Annotated in this window: 20 protein-coding genes; 11 read left to right on the forward strand and 9 right to left on the reverse strand. The window is 40.9% G+C overall.

What is annotated here, in order from left to right; all coding sequences use genetic code 11:
• The first annotated feature begins 4 nt into the window (after nt 1-4).
• From gspH to QQK02_RS11465, 7 genes are read left to right on the forward strand one after another with little or no spacing between them, the layout of a single operon-like run.
• Nucleotides 5-577, forward strand: a complete 573-nt coding sequence (gene gspH, locus QQK02_RS11435) for a type II secretion system minor pseudopilin GspH (RefSeq protein ID WP_284208168.1) — start codon at nt 5-7, stop codon at nt 575-577.
• Complete coding sequence (gene gspI / locus QQK02_RS11440) at nt 567-941, forward strand: type II secretion system minor pseudopilin GspI (protein ID WP_284208169.1); 375 nt, start codon at nt 567-569, stop codon at nt 939-941. Before gspH ends, gspI begins: the two co-directional genes overlap by 11 nt.
• Nucleotides 938-1,594 (forward strand): type II secretion system minor pseudopilin GspJ, encoded by a 657-nt coding sequence (gene gspJ / locus QQK02_RS11445; protein WP_284208171.1) that lies wholly within the window; start codon nt 938-940, stop codon nt 1,592-1,594. Before gspI ends, gspJ begins: the two co-directional genes overlap by 4 nt.
• A complete protein-coding gene (gene gspK / locus QQK02_RS11450; protein WP_284208173.1) occupies nt 1,594-2,589 on the forward strand; it encodes a type II secretion system minor pseudopilin GspK in 996 nt (331 codons plus the stop codon). The genes gspJ and gspK overlap by 1 nt, the downstream gene beginning before the upstream one ends.
• Nucleotides 2,589-3,800, forward strand: a complete 1,212-nt coding sequence (gene gspL, locus QQK02_RS11455) for a type II secretion system protein GspL (protein ID WP_284208174.1) — start codon at nt 2,589-2,591, stop codon at nt 3,798-3,800. The genes gspK and gspL overlap by 1 nt, the downstream gene beginning before the upstream one ends.
• Complete coding sequence (locus QQK02_RS11460) at nt 3,800-4,273, forward strand: type II secretion system protein M (RefSeq protein ID WP_284208175.1); 474 nt, start codon at nt 3,800-3,802, stop codon at nt 4,271-4,273. Before gspL ends, QQK02_RS11460 begins: the two co-directional genes overlap by 1 nt.
• Nucleotides 4,274-4,278: 5 nt before the next feature.
• Nucleotides 4,279-5,022: a type II secretion system protein N gene (locus QQK02_RS11465; RefSeq protein ID WP_284208176.1), complete on the forward strand. Its 744-nt coding sequence runs from the start codon at nt 4,279-4,281 to the stop codon at nt 5,020-5,022.
• On the opposite strand, the gene yrfG is transcribed toward QQK02_RS11465, so the two are convergent.
• Nucleotides 5,017-5,694: a GMP/IMP nucleotidase gene (gene yrfG / locus QQK02_RS11470; RefSeq protein ID WP_284208177.1), complete on the reverse strand. Its 678-nt coding sequence runs from the start codon at nt 5,692-5,694 to the stop codon at nt 5,017-5,019. The two genes, QQK02_RS11465 and yrfG, sit on opposite strands and share 6 nt — an antisense overlap.
• Nucleotides 5,695-5,789: 95 nt before the next feature.
• On the opposite strand from yrfG, the gene nudE reads away from it, so the two are divergent.
• Genes nudE through QQK02_RS11485 form a run of 3 tightly spaced genes read left to right on the forward strand, consistent with a single transcriptional unit; the run spans nt 5,790 to nt 7,749 of the window.
• Entirely contained in the window at nt 5,790-6,350 is a 561-nt protein-coding gene (nudE, locus tag QQK02_RS11475; RefSeq protein WP_284208178.1) for an ADP compounds hydrolase NudE, read from the forward strand.
• Nucleotides 6,343-7,167: a 3'(2'),5'-bisphosphate nucleotidase CysQ gene (gene cysQ / locus QQK02_RS11480; protein WP_284208179.1), complete on the forward strand. Its 825-nt coding sequence runs from the start codon at nt 6,343-6,345 to the stop codon at nt 7,165-7,167. Before nudE ends, cysQ begins: the two co-directional genes overlap by 8 nt.
• A 9-nt stretch (nt 7,168-7,176) precedes the next feature.
• Nucleotides 7,177-7,749, forward strand: a complete 573-nt coding sequence (locus QQK02_RS11485; protein WP_284208180.1) for a YceI family protein — start codon at nt 7,177-7,179, stop codon at nt 7,747-7,749.
• Here the strand turns inward: QQK02_RS11485 and QQK02_RS11490 are convergent.
• The 6 genes from QQK02_RS11490 to QQK02_RS11515 all read right to left on the reverse strand — a co-directional run bounded on the left by QQK02_RS11490 (nt 7,746) and on the right by QQK02_RS11515 (nt 12,740).
• Entirely contained in the window at nt 7,746-7,988 is a 243-nt protein-coding gene (locus tag QQK02_RS11490) for a YheU family protein (RefSeq protein WP_284208181.1), read from the reverse strand. The genes QQK02_RS11485 and QQK02_RS11490 overlap by 4 nt on opposite strands.
• Nucleotides 7,985-8,959: a hydrolase gene (locus tag QQK02_RS11495; protein ID WP_284208182.1), complete on the reverse strand. Its 975-nt coding sequence runs from the start codon at nt 8,957-8,959 to the stop codon at nt 7,985-7,987. Before QQK02_RS11495 ends, QQK02_RS11490 begins: the two co-directional genes overlap by 4 nt.
• A gap of 67 nt (nt 8,960-9,026) precedes the next feature.
• The gene (locus tag QQK02_RS11500) at nt 9,027-9,716 is read right to left on the reverse strand and encodes a flagellin (protein ID WP_284208183.1); all 690 of its coding nucleotides are present in this window, start codon (nt 9,714-9,716) and stop codon (nt 9,027-9,029) included.
• A gap of 98 nt (nt 9,717-9,814) precedes the next feature.
• A complete protein-coding gene (locus QQK02_RS11505; protein ID WP_284208184.1) occupies nt 9,815-9,943 on the reverse strand; it encodes a hypothetical protein in 129 nt (42 codons plus the stop codon).
• A gap of 78 nt (nt 9,944-10,021) precedes the next feature.
• The gene (locus QQK02_RS11510) at nt 10,022-10,756 is read right to left on the reverse strand and encodes a tetratricopeptide repeat protein (protein WP_284208185.1); all 735 of its coding nucleotides are present in this window, start codon (nt 10,754-10,756) and stop codon (nt 10,022-10,024) included.
• A gap of 82 nt (nt 10,757-10,838) precedes the next feature.
• Nucleotides 10,839-12,740, reverse strand: coding sequence for an ATP-binding cassette domain-containing protein (locus QQK02_RS11515; protein ID WP_284208186.1), 1,902 nt, complete (start codon nt 12,738-12,740; stop codon nt 10,839-10,841).
• Between the two features lie 153 nt (nt 12,741-12,893).
• Between QQK02_RS11515 and QQK02_RS11520 the strand changes: the two genes are divergently transcribed.
• Nucleotides 12,894-13,088 (forward strand): YheV family putative zinc ribbon protein, encoded by a 195-nt coding sequence (locus QQK02_RS11520; RefSeq protein WP_284208187.1) that lies wholly within the window; start codon nt 12,894-12,896, stop codon nt 13,086-13,088.
• A gap of 13 nt (nt 13,089-13,101) precedes the next feature.
• On the opposite strand, the gene QQK02_RS11525 is transcribed toward QQK02_RS11520, so the two are convergent.
• Nucleotides 13,102-13,338, reverse strand: coding sequence for a SlyX family protein (locus QQK02_RS11525; protein ID WP_284208188.1), 237 nt, complete (start codon nt 13,336-13,338; stop codon nt 13,102-13,104).
• A 15-nt stretch (nt 13,339-13,353) separates the two neighbouring features.
• Complete coding sequence (locus QQK02_RS11530; protein ID WP_284208189.1) at nt 13,354-14,310, reverse strand: WD40 repeat domain-containing protein; 957 nt, start codon at nt 14,308-14,310, stop codon at nt 13,354-13,356.
• Between the last annotated feature and the right edge of the window lie 103 nt (nt 14,311-14,413).

Raw genomic sequence — 14,413 nt, forward strand, 5'->3', positions numbered from 1 at the left:
ACAGGTGAAAAATAAGGGTTTTACCCTCATTGAAGTCATGCTTGTGATTGTCTTGATTGGTATCTTTGTTACAACCGTACAATTTAATTTTTATTCGAATAAACCTGAAAGGCAGATAGAGCAACAAGCCGAACGCTTTTATGGTTTGTTCACCCTAGCGGCTGAGTATGGCTTGCTCAATAACGTTCAATTAGGCATTGTCTTTACGAAAAAAAGTTATCAGTTTGTCGGTTTTGATGGCACTGATTGGGTTGAGTTGCCTGAGCAAGATAAACTAACGCTGATAGAGCTCCCCGAAGAATTAATGATTGATCTTGCGTTGGATGATTTGCCACTTGATGATGGTCCTTTGTTGTTTGACCCCAAGGCGATGATGCCAGAAGATGATAATTTCAGAGAGCCTGACAGACCAGCAATTCCTCAAGTGTTTATTCTGTCCGGCGGTGATATAAGCCCATTTCAAGTAACCTTTGCCTTTGATCCTGATGCAGAGATCGATTTAGATATCACTTATCAAGTGACAGGGCTTTATAGCCTAACTTTACAAATTGAAGGGCCTTTAACTGATGTTCGCTAGGCAGGGGGGCTTTACGCTAATTGAAGTCTTATTAGCGATGGCATTGTTTGCTATTGCTGGCGTTGCTTTGCTAGGCACCGCTGCAAACAGTGGCGGTAATTTACAATACCTTGAACAAAAATCTTACGCGAGCTGGGTAGCCTCTAACCAACTTACCGAAGCGGTACTAAGCGACAGATGGCCGCCACAAAATAATAAAAAGGGTAAAGTAGAACTTGCTGAGCGAGAATGGTTTTGGCAGCAAAAAGTTTTGAAAACAACTGATAATAATTTGCGGGCAATCATCATTGAAGTTCGTATCAATGAAAAAGATGAATTGCCTAGCGCAAGTTTTATGACATACGTAGCTAATCCGTCACAATGAAAAACGTTCTGTCTCATCATATTCGTGCTCAAGCTGGCTTTACTTTAGTAGAGTTATTACTTGCCGTGGCAATTTTTGCACTGGTTAGTTTAGCGGGCTTTTCAGTTTTTGATACGGTACGTAAGTCTGATGAACTGAGTCAACGAAAGTTAAACCAACTTAATCAACTACAAACATTGTTTTTGATTATGGAGCGTGACTTTACCCAAATAGCCCGTCGTCACGTGCGCCTCGATGGTGATAAATCGAGTGAAAATTTTATTCATACTGATGCACTTAGCTTCACTAGCCAAAGTGGTGCTATTGCCTTTGTTAGGCATGGTTGGACAAACCCTAATTTAGTGATTGCACGCAGTGCTTTGCAGTCGGTGGCTTACCGTATTGAAGATGACCAGCTTCAACGATTGCACTTTATTCATGTAGATGCTGTGCCCGGCGAAGAGCCAAAAATGCGGGTCTTGCTTGATGACGTTACTGATTTGTCGTTCAAGTATTATTATCTTAAAAAATGGAATGACACCCCACCTAAGAATAATCAATTACCGCAAGCGATTTCTGTGGAAATCGCGACAGAAGCATTAGGTGAAATAACGCGAAAGTTTTTGGTTGCTGGTGATGATGTAAATGGCTCTAAGCAGGGAGATGATGACTAATGAAAGTTGTTAGCCATCAACGTCAACAAGGCGTAGTACTTATCTCTGTTTTACTTATAGTTGCATTAGCCACTATCGTAGCGACACAAATGAGTACTCGTATTATGGGGCAGCTCCAACGTGCATCAAATTTAGAGATGAACCAGCAAGCCTATTGGTATGCTATGGGAGCTGAGGCGCTGGCTAAACGTGTGTTGCTTACGGTAATCGATCAAGATCCTGATTTTATTAACTTGAGCCAGATATGGGCACAAGGAGAGACCGCATACCCAGTTGATAACGGCGAGATTGTTGGTGAAATTTCCGATTTACAAGCCTGCTTTAACCTTAATGCATTACGCGAAGAACAGAGCGAAGAAGCGAACAGTAAAAAGTCTATACAACGTATAGGCTTTGAAAGGTTGTTGGTTAATTTAGATATTGAAAACGTCGATGATTTCACGGCTGAATATATGACGGATGCACTGATAGATTGGTTAGATGAAAATACCAGTATTGTTAGCGCGGGCGGTGCGGAAGACAACGATTATGCAGGCCAAGAATTTGCCCATTTAGCCGCTAACCATTATTTAGCTGACCTTTCAGAACTGCGCGTCATTGAACACTTTACGATGGACGCTATCAATGTTTTAAAAGATTATGTCTGTGTCTTGCCAAACAACAACCTACATCAACTAAACATCAATACCCTCTCGGAAGATAATGTGGTGTTGTTGCAGTCTTTTTTAGATATCTCGCGCGATGATGCACAGGAAATCATCAGTGAACGTGGTACTGATGGTTTTGAAAATACAGATGATGTTTTTGCCTTAAAGGTATTAACAGACGCTAAGTTAACAACAGAGCAAAAAGCTCAAATAGGCGTGGATAGTGATTATTTTCAATTATCTGCTCGTGCCAGTTTCAATAATAGCTACTTTACGTTAGTGTCTACGTTTAAAGTCGACAATAATAAACGGGTAGATGTGCTTAGAAGAAGCATAGGGATAAATTAATGGTAGAAACCTTATATATTCGATTAGGTAGCCAAGATTATGACCCAATATCTTGGTTAATTTACTCTGCCCGAGAGCAAGAAATTATTGCCAGTGGCACATTGCCAAATACGCAAGCGTTAACCGAACTCACAACGAAAGCTTCTGATCGCAAAGTTATCGTATTTGTAAACGCTTCTGATGTTAGTTTGCACGCGTTAAATGTGCCAGCCAAGTCACAACGTATGATGCGCCAGGCTGCGCCTTACATGATTGAAGAAGAGCTTGCACAAGAAGTTGAAGATATGTTCTTCGCCTATGGCGAGGTTACTGATGACAGTGAAAATAATTGCTATTTAGCCGGTGTTGAACGCGCACAAATGCTTAATTGGCAAACTTGGTTACGTGACGCCAACATCCATACTGATACCATCATCCCTGACGCACTTGCTTTACCAAGTAACGATAATCAGTGGAGTATGCTAAGTCTTGATAATCAAGTCATGATTCGTCAAAACGTTTGGCAAGCAATGACTTTAGATCAAGGGCTGGTTGAACATGTGCTGGCTGCTTGTCTTCAAGACGAGAATGCCACCTTAGCAACTTATTCACCTTTTGATTTCACTGATCAGGAAACGGTTTGTAGTGTTGAACCACAACTTGAAGAGCTTCCTTTAGCGTTACTCGCTAAGCATTACCACGAAGCACCTGTTAATTTATTGCAGGGTGAATTTCAGGTTAAGCTAACCAAATCAAATCATAAACAACACTGGGTAATTGCAGCGAGCATTGCTGGATTTGCACTTGTTACTCATATAGTGATGACAGCGGTGAGTCTGTATCAAGTTAACCAAGAACAAGCCGCGACAGAACAAGCGATAATTGCAACCTATAAGCAAGCGTTTCCAGATGCAAGACGCGTAAGTGCGAGTAATGTGCGATCGCAAATGAATCGAAAGCTTGATGAATTAGGAGCAGGCAGCCAAGATGCAAGCTTTTTAGCCTTGTTAGACAAAGTTCAGCCTGCTTTTGCTTCGGTGCCACAACTTAAACCTGAATCGGTAAAATATGATGGTAAGCGTAATGAGCTGCGATTGACCGCAGTCGCTCAAAATTACCAAGCCTTTGATCAATTTAAGGCGGCTTTAGAAAAGCTAAAATTAGAAGTAAGTATCGGCTCTCAAAATAACCAAGGTGAGCAAGTTGTTGGTTCTATGAGTATTAAGGGATAATGATGAAAGCAAAATGGCAAGCGCTACAGCCAAGAGAACAACAACTCGTTGCTGTCATGGCTATATTTATCGCAATTTTCTTGTTTGTAACCGTGATTTGGCAGCCTTTGCATAATAGCCTTGAAGCAAGCCAGAAAAAATTAACACGACAACAAGAGTTGTTGGTGTGGTTAAAAGATAAGACAAATTTATACCAACAAGCCAAAGGTGGTACTACTAATCGTCCTAGTGCCGGTAGCCTATCGAGCATCACTAATCGCAGTGCCGGTCGTCAGCAAATTTCAATTACTCGGATTCAACCACAAGGCGAAGATTTGCAAGTGTGGATTGACGAAGTGAGCTTTGACAAACTCGTTGATTGGCTAGCAACGTTATCGGCACAAGAAGGTATTCGGGTTAAAGGTATCGATCTTACCGATACTGAGCAAAGCGGTGTGGTTAGAGTGCGTCGTCTGCAGTTAGGAAAGAGTTAGTCAACATGAAAAAGTGGTTAGGGTTTAGTGCTTTATTTATTGTTAGTTATTTGATCTTCTTATTTGCTACAGCGCCGGCGAGCTTGATCTTAAATCAAGTAAAGTTACCTAAAGATGTTGTTATTCAGGGTGTTAGTGGTTCAGTTTGGCATATGAAAGCACAGAAGGTATATGCTGAAGCCGTTACCGTTGAAAAAGTCAGTGCCAAACTAAACTTACTGTCGTTACTGAGTTTCAACCCCGTGGTTGATGTGACGTTTGGTGATGCCTTAATACCGGGTCCTGAAGGTTCGTTATCGTTGAGTATGCAAGCGGGAAATGCACAGGTAGAGAACGCCAGTATTTTTCTACCTGCCAATATGGTTGCACAGCAATTACCCTTACCTATACCGATGACTGCTCACGGTATTGTTGAAATGGATGTGCCTTTTTATGCGCAAGGAAAACCTCTTTGTCAGGCATTAGAAGGTCAAATCCATTGGCGACGTGCAAAAGTGAACGCTTTTGATGAGAGCATCACCTTAGGTCGCTTAAGTGGTAATGTAGGCTGTGATAACGGCTCTATCGCGTTAACGATTGAGCCAGATAATCAACTGGGGTTGACCTATAACGCATTTATCGGCGCTAACGGTCAAGTATCTGGCAATGGTTATTTAACACCGGGTGAAAACTTCCCAGAAAAACTTAAAAGCGTGCTACCGTTTATTGGCACGCCAGATAACCAAGGCAGATATCGTTTGCGTTTATAGTGAAACAGGGTTGGCGTTAATCTCAGCCAATAACGAAGAAAAATCAGTAATAGCCGGAAATTGTGTAATTGTCCGGCTATTTTTTTGGCTATCAGGGTTTGCTACAGCTAATAGATGCTTTATACCGTAGGTTTGTGCTGACGTTAAAATATCTAGATTGTCATCAACAAATAAGGTTTTGTTGTTTTTGAAAGGTTGCTTGTCTTGCAAACGTTGCCACAAGGTTTGCGATTCTTTAGTCGCGCCAAATTCGTGTGTTGAGTAGAGTTTGTCAAAGTAACGATCAAGCGCCGTACGTTCAATTTTCAAAGATAAACTGTCAGGGTGCGCGTTAGTTACTAAGATCACTTCCCTGCCTGTATTGCGCAATGCTGTAAGAAAGTCATGGGCGTCATCTCGCAATGCTATTAGATGTTGTACTTCACGTTTTAAGTCGTTGATCGGCAATTGTGTTTGCTCGGCCCAGTAATCAAGGCAATACCAAGCGATAGTGCCTGATACTTTTTCATAATGTGAGGTTAAATCTTCACGAGCTTGTTCGATTGAAATTTGTTGCTGTTGAGCATATCGCAAAGGCAAATGTTCTAACCAAAAGTGATTGTCAAAATGCAAATCAAGTATGGTTCCGTCCATATCAAGTAAAACAGTTTCAATTTCTGACCAATCAAGCATAGATTTATTCCTTAAAAACAATTTATGATAGACATTATATCGAACCTCTTACTTGAGTGTTGAATATTCTTAAGTGAGACTATTTGCAGGCCGCTATGACAAAAACTAAAACACTACCTGAAATTACCCAAGCGCAAGAGATAAGCGAAAGTAGATTTTTTGCGATTGAAGAGCTTGCTTTGACCTTTTCGAACGGTGAGAAGCGCTTATACGAGCGTATGAAAGGTGGTGGCCGTGGCGCAGTGATGGTAGTACCTTTTAAAGATCAAGACACGCTCTTGTTGGTTAGGGAATACTGTGCTGGTACACATAGTTATGAACTTGGCTTCCCTAAAGGACTTATTGATCCCGGAGAAGTTGCCGAACAGTCTGCAAATCGAGAATTAAAAGAAGAAATTGGGTTTGGCGCTCGTCATCTTGAGCACTTACATCAAGTGATGCTTGCACCGGCCTTTTTCAACGCAAAAATGGAAATTTTTATTGCACAAGATCTGTACCCCGAATCATTGGAAGGCGACGAGCCAGAGCCACTTGAATTAGTTGAATGGCCTGTTAAAGATTATGCTCGTTTATTAGCGCAACCTGATTTTAATGAGGCGAGAAGTATAGCAGCATTGATGCTAGTAATAGATCGGTTAAGGGGGGCATATGAGTAATGACAGTTATTTAAAAATCGCTTTAGAAACGGCAAAAAAAGCGGGTAACGAAATTTTAGGTTATTACAAAAATGGCGATTTTACTGCTGAAATGAAAGCAGATGAGAGCCCTGTAACAAGTGCCGATATCGCAGCGAATAACACGATAATTGATTGCCTAAAAACACTTACGCCAGATATTCCAATTATTTCTGAAGAAACTTCTGCCGCTGAACTTGCACAGAGAAAGAATTGGTCAAAGTATTGGTTGCTAGATCCAATCGATGGCACAGGTGAGTTTATTCTGGGCAGCGGTGATTTTGCAGTGAATATTGCATTGGTTGAAAATCATTGGCCAACAATCGGTGTCATTCATGCGCCTGATCACAAGCTCACCTATTTTGCTCAGCGTGGAAGCGGTGCATTTAAAGAAAATACGCATAGTGCCAAGCAAATTCAGGTAAACCCATTTCAAGCCAGTAAACCCGTTAAGGTAGCGATCAGCCGTCGCCAAGAGCTAGGTTTGATGGGGCAATACCTTAAAGACAGCTATCAATATGAATATGTTGCTTTAGGTAGCTGCTCATTGAAAAACTGTTTGATTGCCGAAGGTGGTGCAGATTGCTATTTGCGCATAGGCCCTACGGGTGAGTGGGATACTGGCGCCAGCCAATGTATTTTGGAAGAAGCCGGTGGCAGGATATTAAGTAGTAACTTTGAAGCGCTTAGCTATAATCAACGAGATAGTTTAATGAATCCTGATTTTGTTAGCTTAGGGGACCAAGCATTTCCATGGCGAGACATTATTATCCCCCATGTAGCAACCCGAAAAATATAAGGAAATAGTATGCGCTTTTTACTCTTGGTGTTATCTCTTTGCTTGTCTACCAGTGCAATCGCGAACTGGCAAGTAGACAATGATAAATCTACGTTAAATTTTACATCGGTGAAAAAAAATAGCATTGGCGAAATTCACTCATTTAAGCAAGTATCAGGCATGGTAAGCAAAGCAGGCGCAGTAAAGTTTGCCATTGATTTAACGAGTGTGGTAACTGGCATTGACATTCGAGATCAACGCATGAAAAGTTTTCTGTTTGAAACAGATAAATTTGCAACGGCTACATTTGCCGGTCAAGTTGATGGGAAAGTGTTAAATACCTTAGCTGTAGGTCAGGAAAAGACATTAACATTACAAGGTGAAATATCGCTTCACGGCCAAACTCAGCAAATAAGTATACCCGTTAAGGTTGCAAAACTAACTGGTGGAGACTTGTCGGTACACAACATTAAACCTTTGGTTATTCAAGCAAAGCAATATGCATTAACAAAAGGTTTAATGAAATTGCAAGAGCTGGCAAGTCTTCCTAGCATTAGCCCTGTCGTACCGGTTCACTTTAGCCTTCATTTAACCAAAAGCTAGCATTCTGATTCGTTATCCTGCTGGCTGGCAAACTGGTCAGCAGGCAATATATTCACTGTTTCATGAAGCTGAGAATAAACAAGTACCGCTGTTTTACTTTTAAGTTGGTGTTTTACCGCAGCAACCTTCTCTTCTAAACTCACGTCATACTCACCGTAATCGGTACCTTCTTTTAAGACATGTGCTTCGACAATATTATTGAGAAGTTCTTCAGAAAGTTCGTCTAAAGGGATAATCATAAGTGCTCCGATAAAAATGCGGGGATACGCTGCTCTAGCCAAAATATTGGTCTAAAGGGGTTGTTGCCCGCAATAAAACCAACATGACCACCTTTAGGGCTTACTTCAAACTTGATATGCGCTGGCAGGTTAGCAGGTAGGTCAATGATATCCTGGTGGCTTAGAAACGGGTCATCTTGTGCATGAATAATTAAGCAAGGTTGATTTACGTGCGATAAAAACTGTTTGCCGCTAGATTGCTGGTAGTAATCTTGCGCGTCTTCAAAGCCGTTAATTGGCCCAGTGACGTAATCATCAAACTGCCATATTGAAGAGAGAGTGGTGATTTTTTTTTCACACAGCTGAGGTAATTTTTTCGCGTTTATTTTTTCAATTGTGCTGTTTTTCAGCATGTTGAGGAGATAGTTCTCGTAGACCTTAGAAAAACCTTGGCTAATTCGCAAGCTACAACTGGCTAAATCAAGCGGTGCACAAATCACACTAGCGACTTTAAAAGGTGATTGTTCTACTTCACCGAGATATTTAATGGTGACATTGCCACCTAAAGAAAAACCAACCAGTGCCTTAGGATGGTTAGGGTATTGTTTGGCAAGCCATTGGCTAAAATGATGAATGTCTTGGGTATCGCCACTATGGTATGACGCGCCAAATCGATTTTGTAACTCGCCACAGCCTCGAAAGTGCATTAGCACGCCGCACCAACCTTGTGCCTTAATTGCTTGTAGCATGCCTTTAGCGTAATGACTATCTTTTGAACCTTCTAAACCGTGAAGTAAAACAACAATTGGTTTGATGTCATGTTCGTTTGGTTTTTCAGTCCAAGCTAGCTCAACAAAGTCGCCATCGCAGGTTGAAAACTTTTCAGTAATCAAAGAGACATGTTGCTTACGTTTTAAATATTTTGCCAACATGGTTTGGCTATGAGCATTTGATAGCCACCAAGCTGGCTTAAATTGACTAACTGAAATCACAAATGTTATCTAATAAAACAATTTTTACTATTATCCATTGATGTGCAAAACAGAACAACTTTAAAATTTAGACGAGTTGATTAATGAAAAGCCCTTTGCGCTCTTCTTCCTCTTTTTTAGTTGCTATTGTAGCTTGCAATAAAATATCTAACGTTGCTTGTTCACTACTCGTTTGGGCAAAGTCAGTATCTTCGATACGTGAACGGGATGCAGATAGGTTAACGTTAGCTGCTTCATAGGTGGAAATTTGACTACCTAACGCATTACTCGCCGCGCCATTTTCACTCGCGGAGGTTGCTATGGTTGATATTGCTGATTCGATTGCCGCTTGGCTTGCTGCAGGATCTGAGGCATCTAAGCCAGTTAAAAAATCATCTTGACCAAGAGCCTCGCTGGCAATGGCATTAATTTCTTCTGTGATTTGAGTATATTCATCTTGGATTACACTTTGATCAGCCAATGGGTTTCCTGACTGAACAGCTAAAACATTTGCCCGTTGCAGGCTATCGGTAATCGATGAAAATTGAGCGCTTTGAATGTTATTAAGATTTATTTGATCTTGTACGTTTACGCTTGCCTGATTTGCACCATTAATTTGGCTAGTTAAACGGTTAGCTATTTGTAAGCCCGCAGGGTCGTCTGCCGCATCGTTGATGCGTTTGCCTGAAGCGAGTTGCTCTTGTTTTTCATCTTTTTCTTCGTTTAAGCGATAAAGGTTATTCGCGGTTGACGAAGTATTGATTGATAGCGGCATCATGATCTCCAACGACAGTGATTTACTAAATTATAGCAAATATCACTGCCTTTAGAGGTGACGTTTAATCGATAACCTTAGTGCCGGCGTAATCTATTGATTTACTTATTTTCTTCAATATTTTTTATAAAGAAATATACGTAATAAGCACAAATAAGCAATACGATAGCTAAACCGCCGAAAGAGAATAGTACAACGGGATCATTGATAAGCATTTGAAAAAAGTTCATGAGAGACTCCTTATTTACGTTACAAAGCTATTGTAAATAAGGAGCGTTATCGAGATCCTGATACAGATCAATGATACGTTAATATGTTGCTAAATTTGCTTGTTGTGCTTTGACTTGTTGCTGTTGTTTAAATTGGCGGCGTTTACGATCAACATCAGCACGGACACGTTTAATTTGTATTTCATTTAATTGGCGCTGGTCCATCTCTGCACTTGTTACTGCGTCTTTATAACCACTATATGCAGCCATAAGGTTCCAAAAATATGATTTTTCTATATCTCGGTTGACGCCTTTACCTTCGTAGTACATTAATGCCAAATTAAATTGGGCAAGCACATAATTTTGGTTCGCTGCTTGTTCATACCAAAATACCGCTTTCTTTTCATTCTTATGAATGCCTTCACCGTTTGCGTACATCACACCTAAATTAAATTGTGCCGTGAGTAAATCTTTATTGGCGGCGCGTTCCATTAATTTAAATGCGGTAGTTAAATCCTTTTTCGTCATCTTGCCTTCAGAATACATTAGCGATAACTGAAAAAGTGCTTCTGGATAATTCTGATCTGCTGCAAGCGTAAATAACTCAAACGCTTTGCTGGCGTCTTTACTAACGCCCCAACCATTAAGATACACTTCGCCCATTTGATATTGGGCAGGCGCAAAACCTTCTTCAACTAAAGGTTCAAATTCAGCGATCGCTTGATGAAATTCACCTTTATTGAGTTTAGAGACGCCAGCTTCAAAATCGGCGGCATGAACAGATGTAGCTAAAACGCTAAGCAATAGTATTGATTTAATAAGTTTTTTCATCATAAGCCTCTACAGCCATTTATTTATTATTAGTTTAGCAAGTGTTTTACATTAACACCGAATTTGTTTGTAAGTGACTATGTAACTAGCCGCCACCTGACATGATTTCTTCTATTTGTTCAGCAAGCTCAAACCATTCCATTTCACTGGTTTCAATATCTCCCTTTAATTGTGCTTGTTGTTTGAGTAGATCATTTAATTTACTTTTATTCTCGGCACTATAAATTTCAGTGTCACCTAGTTGTGCTTCAATACTTGATAATTGGGCTTGCCAGGTTTGGGTTTGCTTTTCTAATTTGTCTGCTTGCTTCTTAAGTGGCGCTGCCTTTTGGCGCAGTTGTGCTTGCGCTTGGCGTTGTGCTTTTCTATCTGCTCCACCGGTAGACTCTTTCTTTGTCGCTTGTAATGATTCTTTCTTGTCATCGTTTAGCCATTGCTGATAGTCGTCAATATCCCCTGCAAAGGGTTGGGTTTCGCCATTAGCAACAATGTAAAATTCATCGACACAAGATTCTAGTAAATAGCGGTCATGAGCAATTAAAATGATCGCACCACTAAACTCTTGTAAGGCTAATACTAGGGCTTGTCGCATCTCAAGATCTAAATGGTTGGTTGGTTCATCAAGTAGCAATAATTGCGGTTTTTCTAGCACGATGAGAGCCAAAACAAGTCGAGCTTTTTCGCCACCAGACATCGTTGCAACGTCACTTAACGCTTGCTCACCCTGAAAACCAAAACTCCCCAAATGGGAACGTGCTTCTAGGTCCGTCATTGATTTATGGGCACGTAAAATATGCTCAACGCCATTAGAACCATGGTGAAGCTGTTCTAATTGGTGTTGAGAAAAATAACCAATTTTGAGTTCTTGCGCTTGATGCCTTAGCCCTGACACTAACTCGATGTCGCCAGCCAATGACTTAATTAGCGTTGATTTACCGGCTCCATTTCGGCCTAGTAAACCAATTCTACTGCCAGGTACTAACGTTATCTTTGCTTGTTTTATAATGATGGCATCTTGACCATAGCCACAGTCAGCTTCATCTATTGACAGCAGAGGGTAAGGCATATGTTCAGGCTGTTTGAAGCTAAAAGTAAACTGGCTATCGACATGGGCAGGTGCCAAATCAGGTAATTTCTGTAAGCGCTTTAAGCGGCTTTGTGCTTGTTTTGCTTTACTTGCTTTAGCTCTAAATCGATCGACAAACGCTGTTAAATGGGCAACTTCTTTTTGCTGCTTTTGGTATTGTGCGTCTTGCTGAGCAAGCTGTTCAGCACGTTGACGTTCGAAACTGGTGTAGTTGCCGGTGTACAGCTTTGCTTTTTGTTGTTCAAAATGCAGTATTTGGCCAATCACGTCATCTAAGAAATCACGATCATGAGAAATGAGCACCAAGGTGCCTTCATAGCGCTTCAACCAACGTTGTAACCAGATAACCGCATCTAAATCTAAATGGTTAGTTGGCTCATCCAATAGCAATAAATCAGCACGAGAAATAAGTGCTTGCGCTAAGTTTAAACGCATGCGCCAACCACCAGAAAACTCTTTAACAGGCAGTGAGAGTTGCTGTTGTTGAAAACCTAAACCGTGTAATAGTTCGCCTGCACGAGCGGGTAGACTATAACCATTAATGGTATCTATCTGGTTGATGATAATAGCTTCTTGATTGCCATCATCATTTTGCCGCGCAATGTCGAGCTCTGCTTCAAGCTGGCGAAATTCAACATCGCCATCAATCACGTATTCTAACGCAGATTGAGATAATGCGGGTGTTTCTTGTTTTACCGTCGCAATTTTCCATTGGCTTGGCAGTGTGAGATCGCCGGCCTCAGGTTGTAATTGCCCTAAAAGTGCAGCGAAGAAAGAAGATTTACCACATCCGTTAGCGCCGACTAAGCCTACTTTGTGTTTTGGGTGTATAGTAAAAGTAGCATCGATAATAAGGTGTTTGGTTCCTCTATCTAGGCTAAGTTGGCTTGCATTAATCAAAAGATATCCTCAAATAGCAGCGCTTATTTGTTAATTGTCTATATTGTCGCTTTTACCGATAGGGTTATTCAAGGTAAAATCACGCAATTGACCAAATATTCTTGGTCTATCACTATCTGTTTGTTGTGATAGTTAAACTAAAATGAGAGTAATGTGAAAAAGCGATTTATTGCGGGGGCAATATGCCCTAAGTGCAAAGCGATGGATACCATGGCTTTGACAAAAGAAAACAACTTAGAAAAAGTCACATGTGTTAGTTGTGGTGAACAAATGGTGCAACCAGAATCCCATGTTGAAAAAGCGACACGGGACAATGAGCAAATGATTGGTATTTTTACGCCAGAGTAAAGCTAACGATCAATTAGTAGTGCGGCGGTGGTGGCTCATCTTCTGGGCGACCTATCTGACTGCTATTTGCGCCTGATTTGATACGTTGTGCGATGAGTAAAGTGTGCTCTTTCAATTCAGCAATTTGTTGCTGATGAATAGCGATTTCTTGATTAAGTTGATCGATAACGTCTTCTTGAAAAGCATTGCGTGCTTCTAATGCGTCAACGCGCGTTTCAAGCTGATTAATTATCTTCGTGATTTCATTCATGGTGTTACTTGATAGTTAGTCTTCAAACAACCAGCGTTCAGCATAGCCAGAAGAGCTTTCGGTGATAATGGTGTTATTATCGCTAAAAGCGGCTGCATGCACAACAGCGCCTGCAGGGCGAATATCTTGTCGAGGTGTAACACGCCACGAGGTTAACCGCTCACCACTGGCTATGTCCCAGACACTTACCTTACGTGAAGGTGCTCCTGTTAGTAATTGCTTACCATCTTTAGAGAAGCTTACCGTGCTGAATACTTCTTGGCGATTTGTGTATTTTAACGAGCTAACTTTCTTGCCTGTTTTTAAATCCCAAATATGTGCTTCTTTTTTACTATCTGCACTAAATGCATATTTACCTGTTGGATCTAACGCAACTTTTGTCACACGAGAAGGGTGATTAAATCGATAAATTACCTGACCAGAAAGCGTATCCCAAACATATGCGACGAAATCATTTGAGCCAGACATCGCAATACGACCATTGGGCAGCATGTCGATAGAATTAATTTTTTCTTGATGTCCTAAAAACTCTAAACGGCGGCCTGTCGCTAAGGTGATATGAACGACTTTAGCATTTGATTGACCGACTAGCATGTAATTTCCATCATTGGCAACGGCGATATCACGGATAGTTGATTCACTGATTTGCCAAAAGCCTTCTGATTGCCCCGATTCAATATTCCACAAGGAAAAGTTTTCTCGACTTGCTGTGACTGCATGCGAGTTATTGCCAGAAATATCAAGTGCTAGCACTAAGTTATCGCTGCTGTTTTGCTGTTGTGACCAAGTGTACTTGAGCGCGTTTTTTCTCAGATCCCAAACACTGATGCCATGATGAATCGATGACACCACTGAAATCGAAGCATCATTTGAAATATCGGCAGCATAAGCTCCTTCGGCGGCATGTTGCCATTGCACGAGCGGCTGCTTGTTGACGTCTTGGCAGGCGAATAGAAGTGATGAAATAATCATCACTTTTAAAGTTCTGAAACATTTATTGCTAAAACACAACATATTAATACTTTTTTATCCTTTTATTTATCGTTAGTATAAGGTGTTTTTCACTATATATATC

This window comes from Thalassotalea eurytherma (assembly GCF_030161415.1).
Taxonomy (GTDB): domain Bacteria; phylum Pseudomonadota; class Gammaproteobacteria; order Enterobacterales; family Alteromonadaceae; genus Thalassotalea_G; species Thalassotalea_G eurytherma.

What these genes read in the sequence shown, in the direction of transcription:
- gspI (WP_284208169.1), top strand. Translation starts at nt 567, where the DNA reads ATGTTCGCTAGGCAGGGGGGCTTTACGCTAATTGAAGTCTTATTAGCG.
- gspJ (WP_284208171.1), top strand. Translation starts at nt 938, where the DNA reads ATGAAAAACGTTCTGTCTCATCATATTCGTGCTCAAGCTGGCTTTACT.
- gspK (WP_284208173.1), top strand. Translation starts at nt 1,594, where the DNA reads ATGAAAGTTGTTAGCCATCAACGTCAACAAGGCGTAGTACTTATCTCT.
- gspL (WP_284208174.1), top strand. Translation starts at nt 2,589, where the DNA reads ATGGTAGAAACCTTATATATTCGATTAGGTAGCCAAGATTATGACCCA.
- QQK02_RS11460 (WP_284208175.1), top strand. Translation starts at nt 3,800, where the DNA reads ATGATGAAAGCAAAATGGCAAGCGCTACAGCCAAGAGAACAACAACTC.
- QQK02_RS11465 (WP_284208176.1), top strand. Translation starts at nt 4,279, where the DNA reads ATGAAAAAGTGGTTAGGGTTTAGTGCTTTATTTATTGTTAGTTATTTG.
- yrfG (WP_284208177.1), bottom strand. Translation starts at nt 5,694, where the DNA reads ATGCTTGATTGGTCAGAAATTGAAACTGTTTTACTTGATATGGACGGA.
- nudE (WP_284208178.1), top strand. Translation starts at nt 5,790, where the DNA reads ATGACAAAAACTAAAACACTACCTGAAATTACCCAAGCGCAAGAGATA.
- cysQ (WP_284208179.1), top strand. Translation starts at nt 6,343, where the DNA reads ATGAGTAATGACAGTTATTTAAAAATCGCTTTAGAAACGGCAAAAAAA.
- QQK02_RS11485 (WP_284208180.1), top strand. Translation starts at nt 7,177, where the DNA reads ATGCGCTTTTTACTCTTGGTGTTATCTCTTTGCTTGTCTACCAGTGCA.
- QQK02_RS11490 (WP_284208181.1), bottom strand. Translation starts at nt 7,988, where the DNA reads ATGATTATCCCTTTAGACGAACTTTCTGAAGAACTTCTCAATAATATT.
- QQK02_RS11500 (WP_284208183.1), bottom strand. Translation starts at nt 9,716, where the DNA reads ATGATGCCGCTATCAATCAATACTTCGTCAACCGCGAATAACCTTTAT.
- QQK02_RS11505 (WP_284208184.1), bottom strand. Translation starts at nt 9,943, where the DNA reads ATGAACTTTTTTCAAATGCTTATCAATGATCCCGTTGTACTATTCTCT.
- QQK02_RS11510 (WP_284208185.1), bottom strand. Translation starts at nt 10,756, where the DNA reads ATGATGAAAAAACTTATTAAATCAATACTATTGCTTAGCGTTTTAGCT.
- QQK02_RS11525 (WP_284208188.1), bottom strand. Translation starts at nt 13,338, where the DNA reads ATGAATGAAATCACGAAGATAATTAATCAGCTTGAAACGCGCGTTGAC.
- QQK02_RS11530 (WP_284208189.1), bottom strand. Translation starts at nt 14,310, where the DNA reads ATGATTATTTCATCACTTCTATTCGCCTGCCAAGACGTCAACAAGCAG.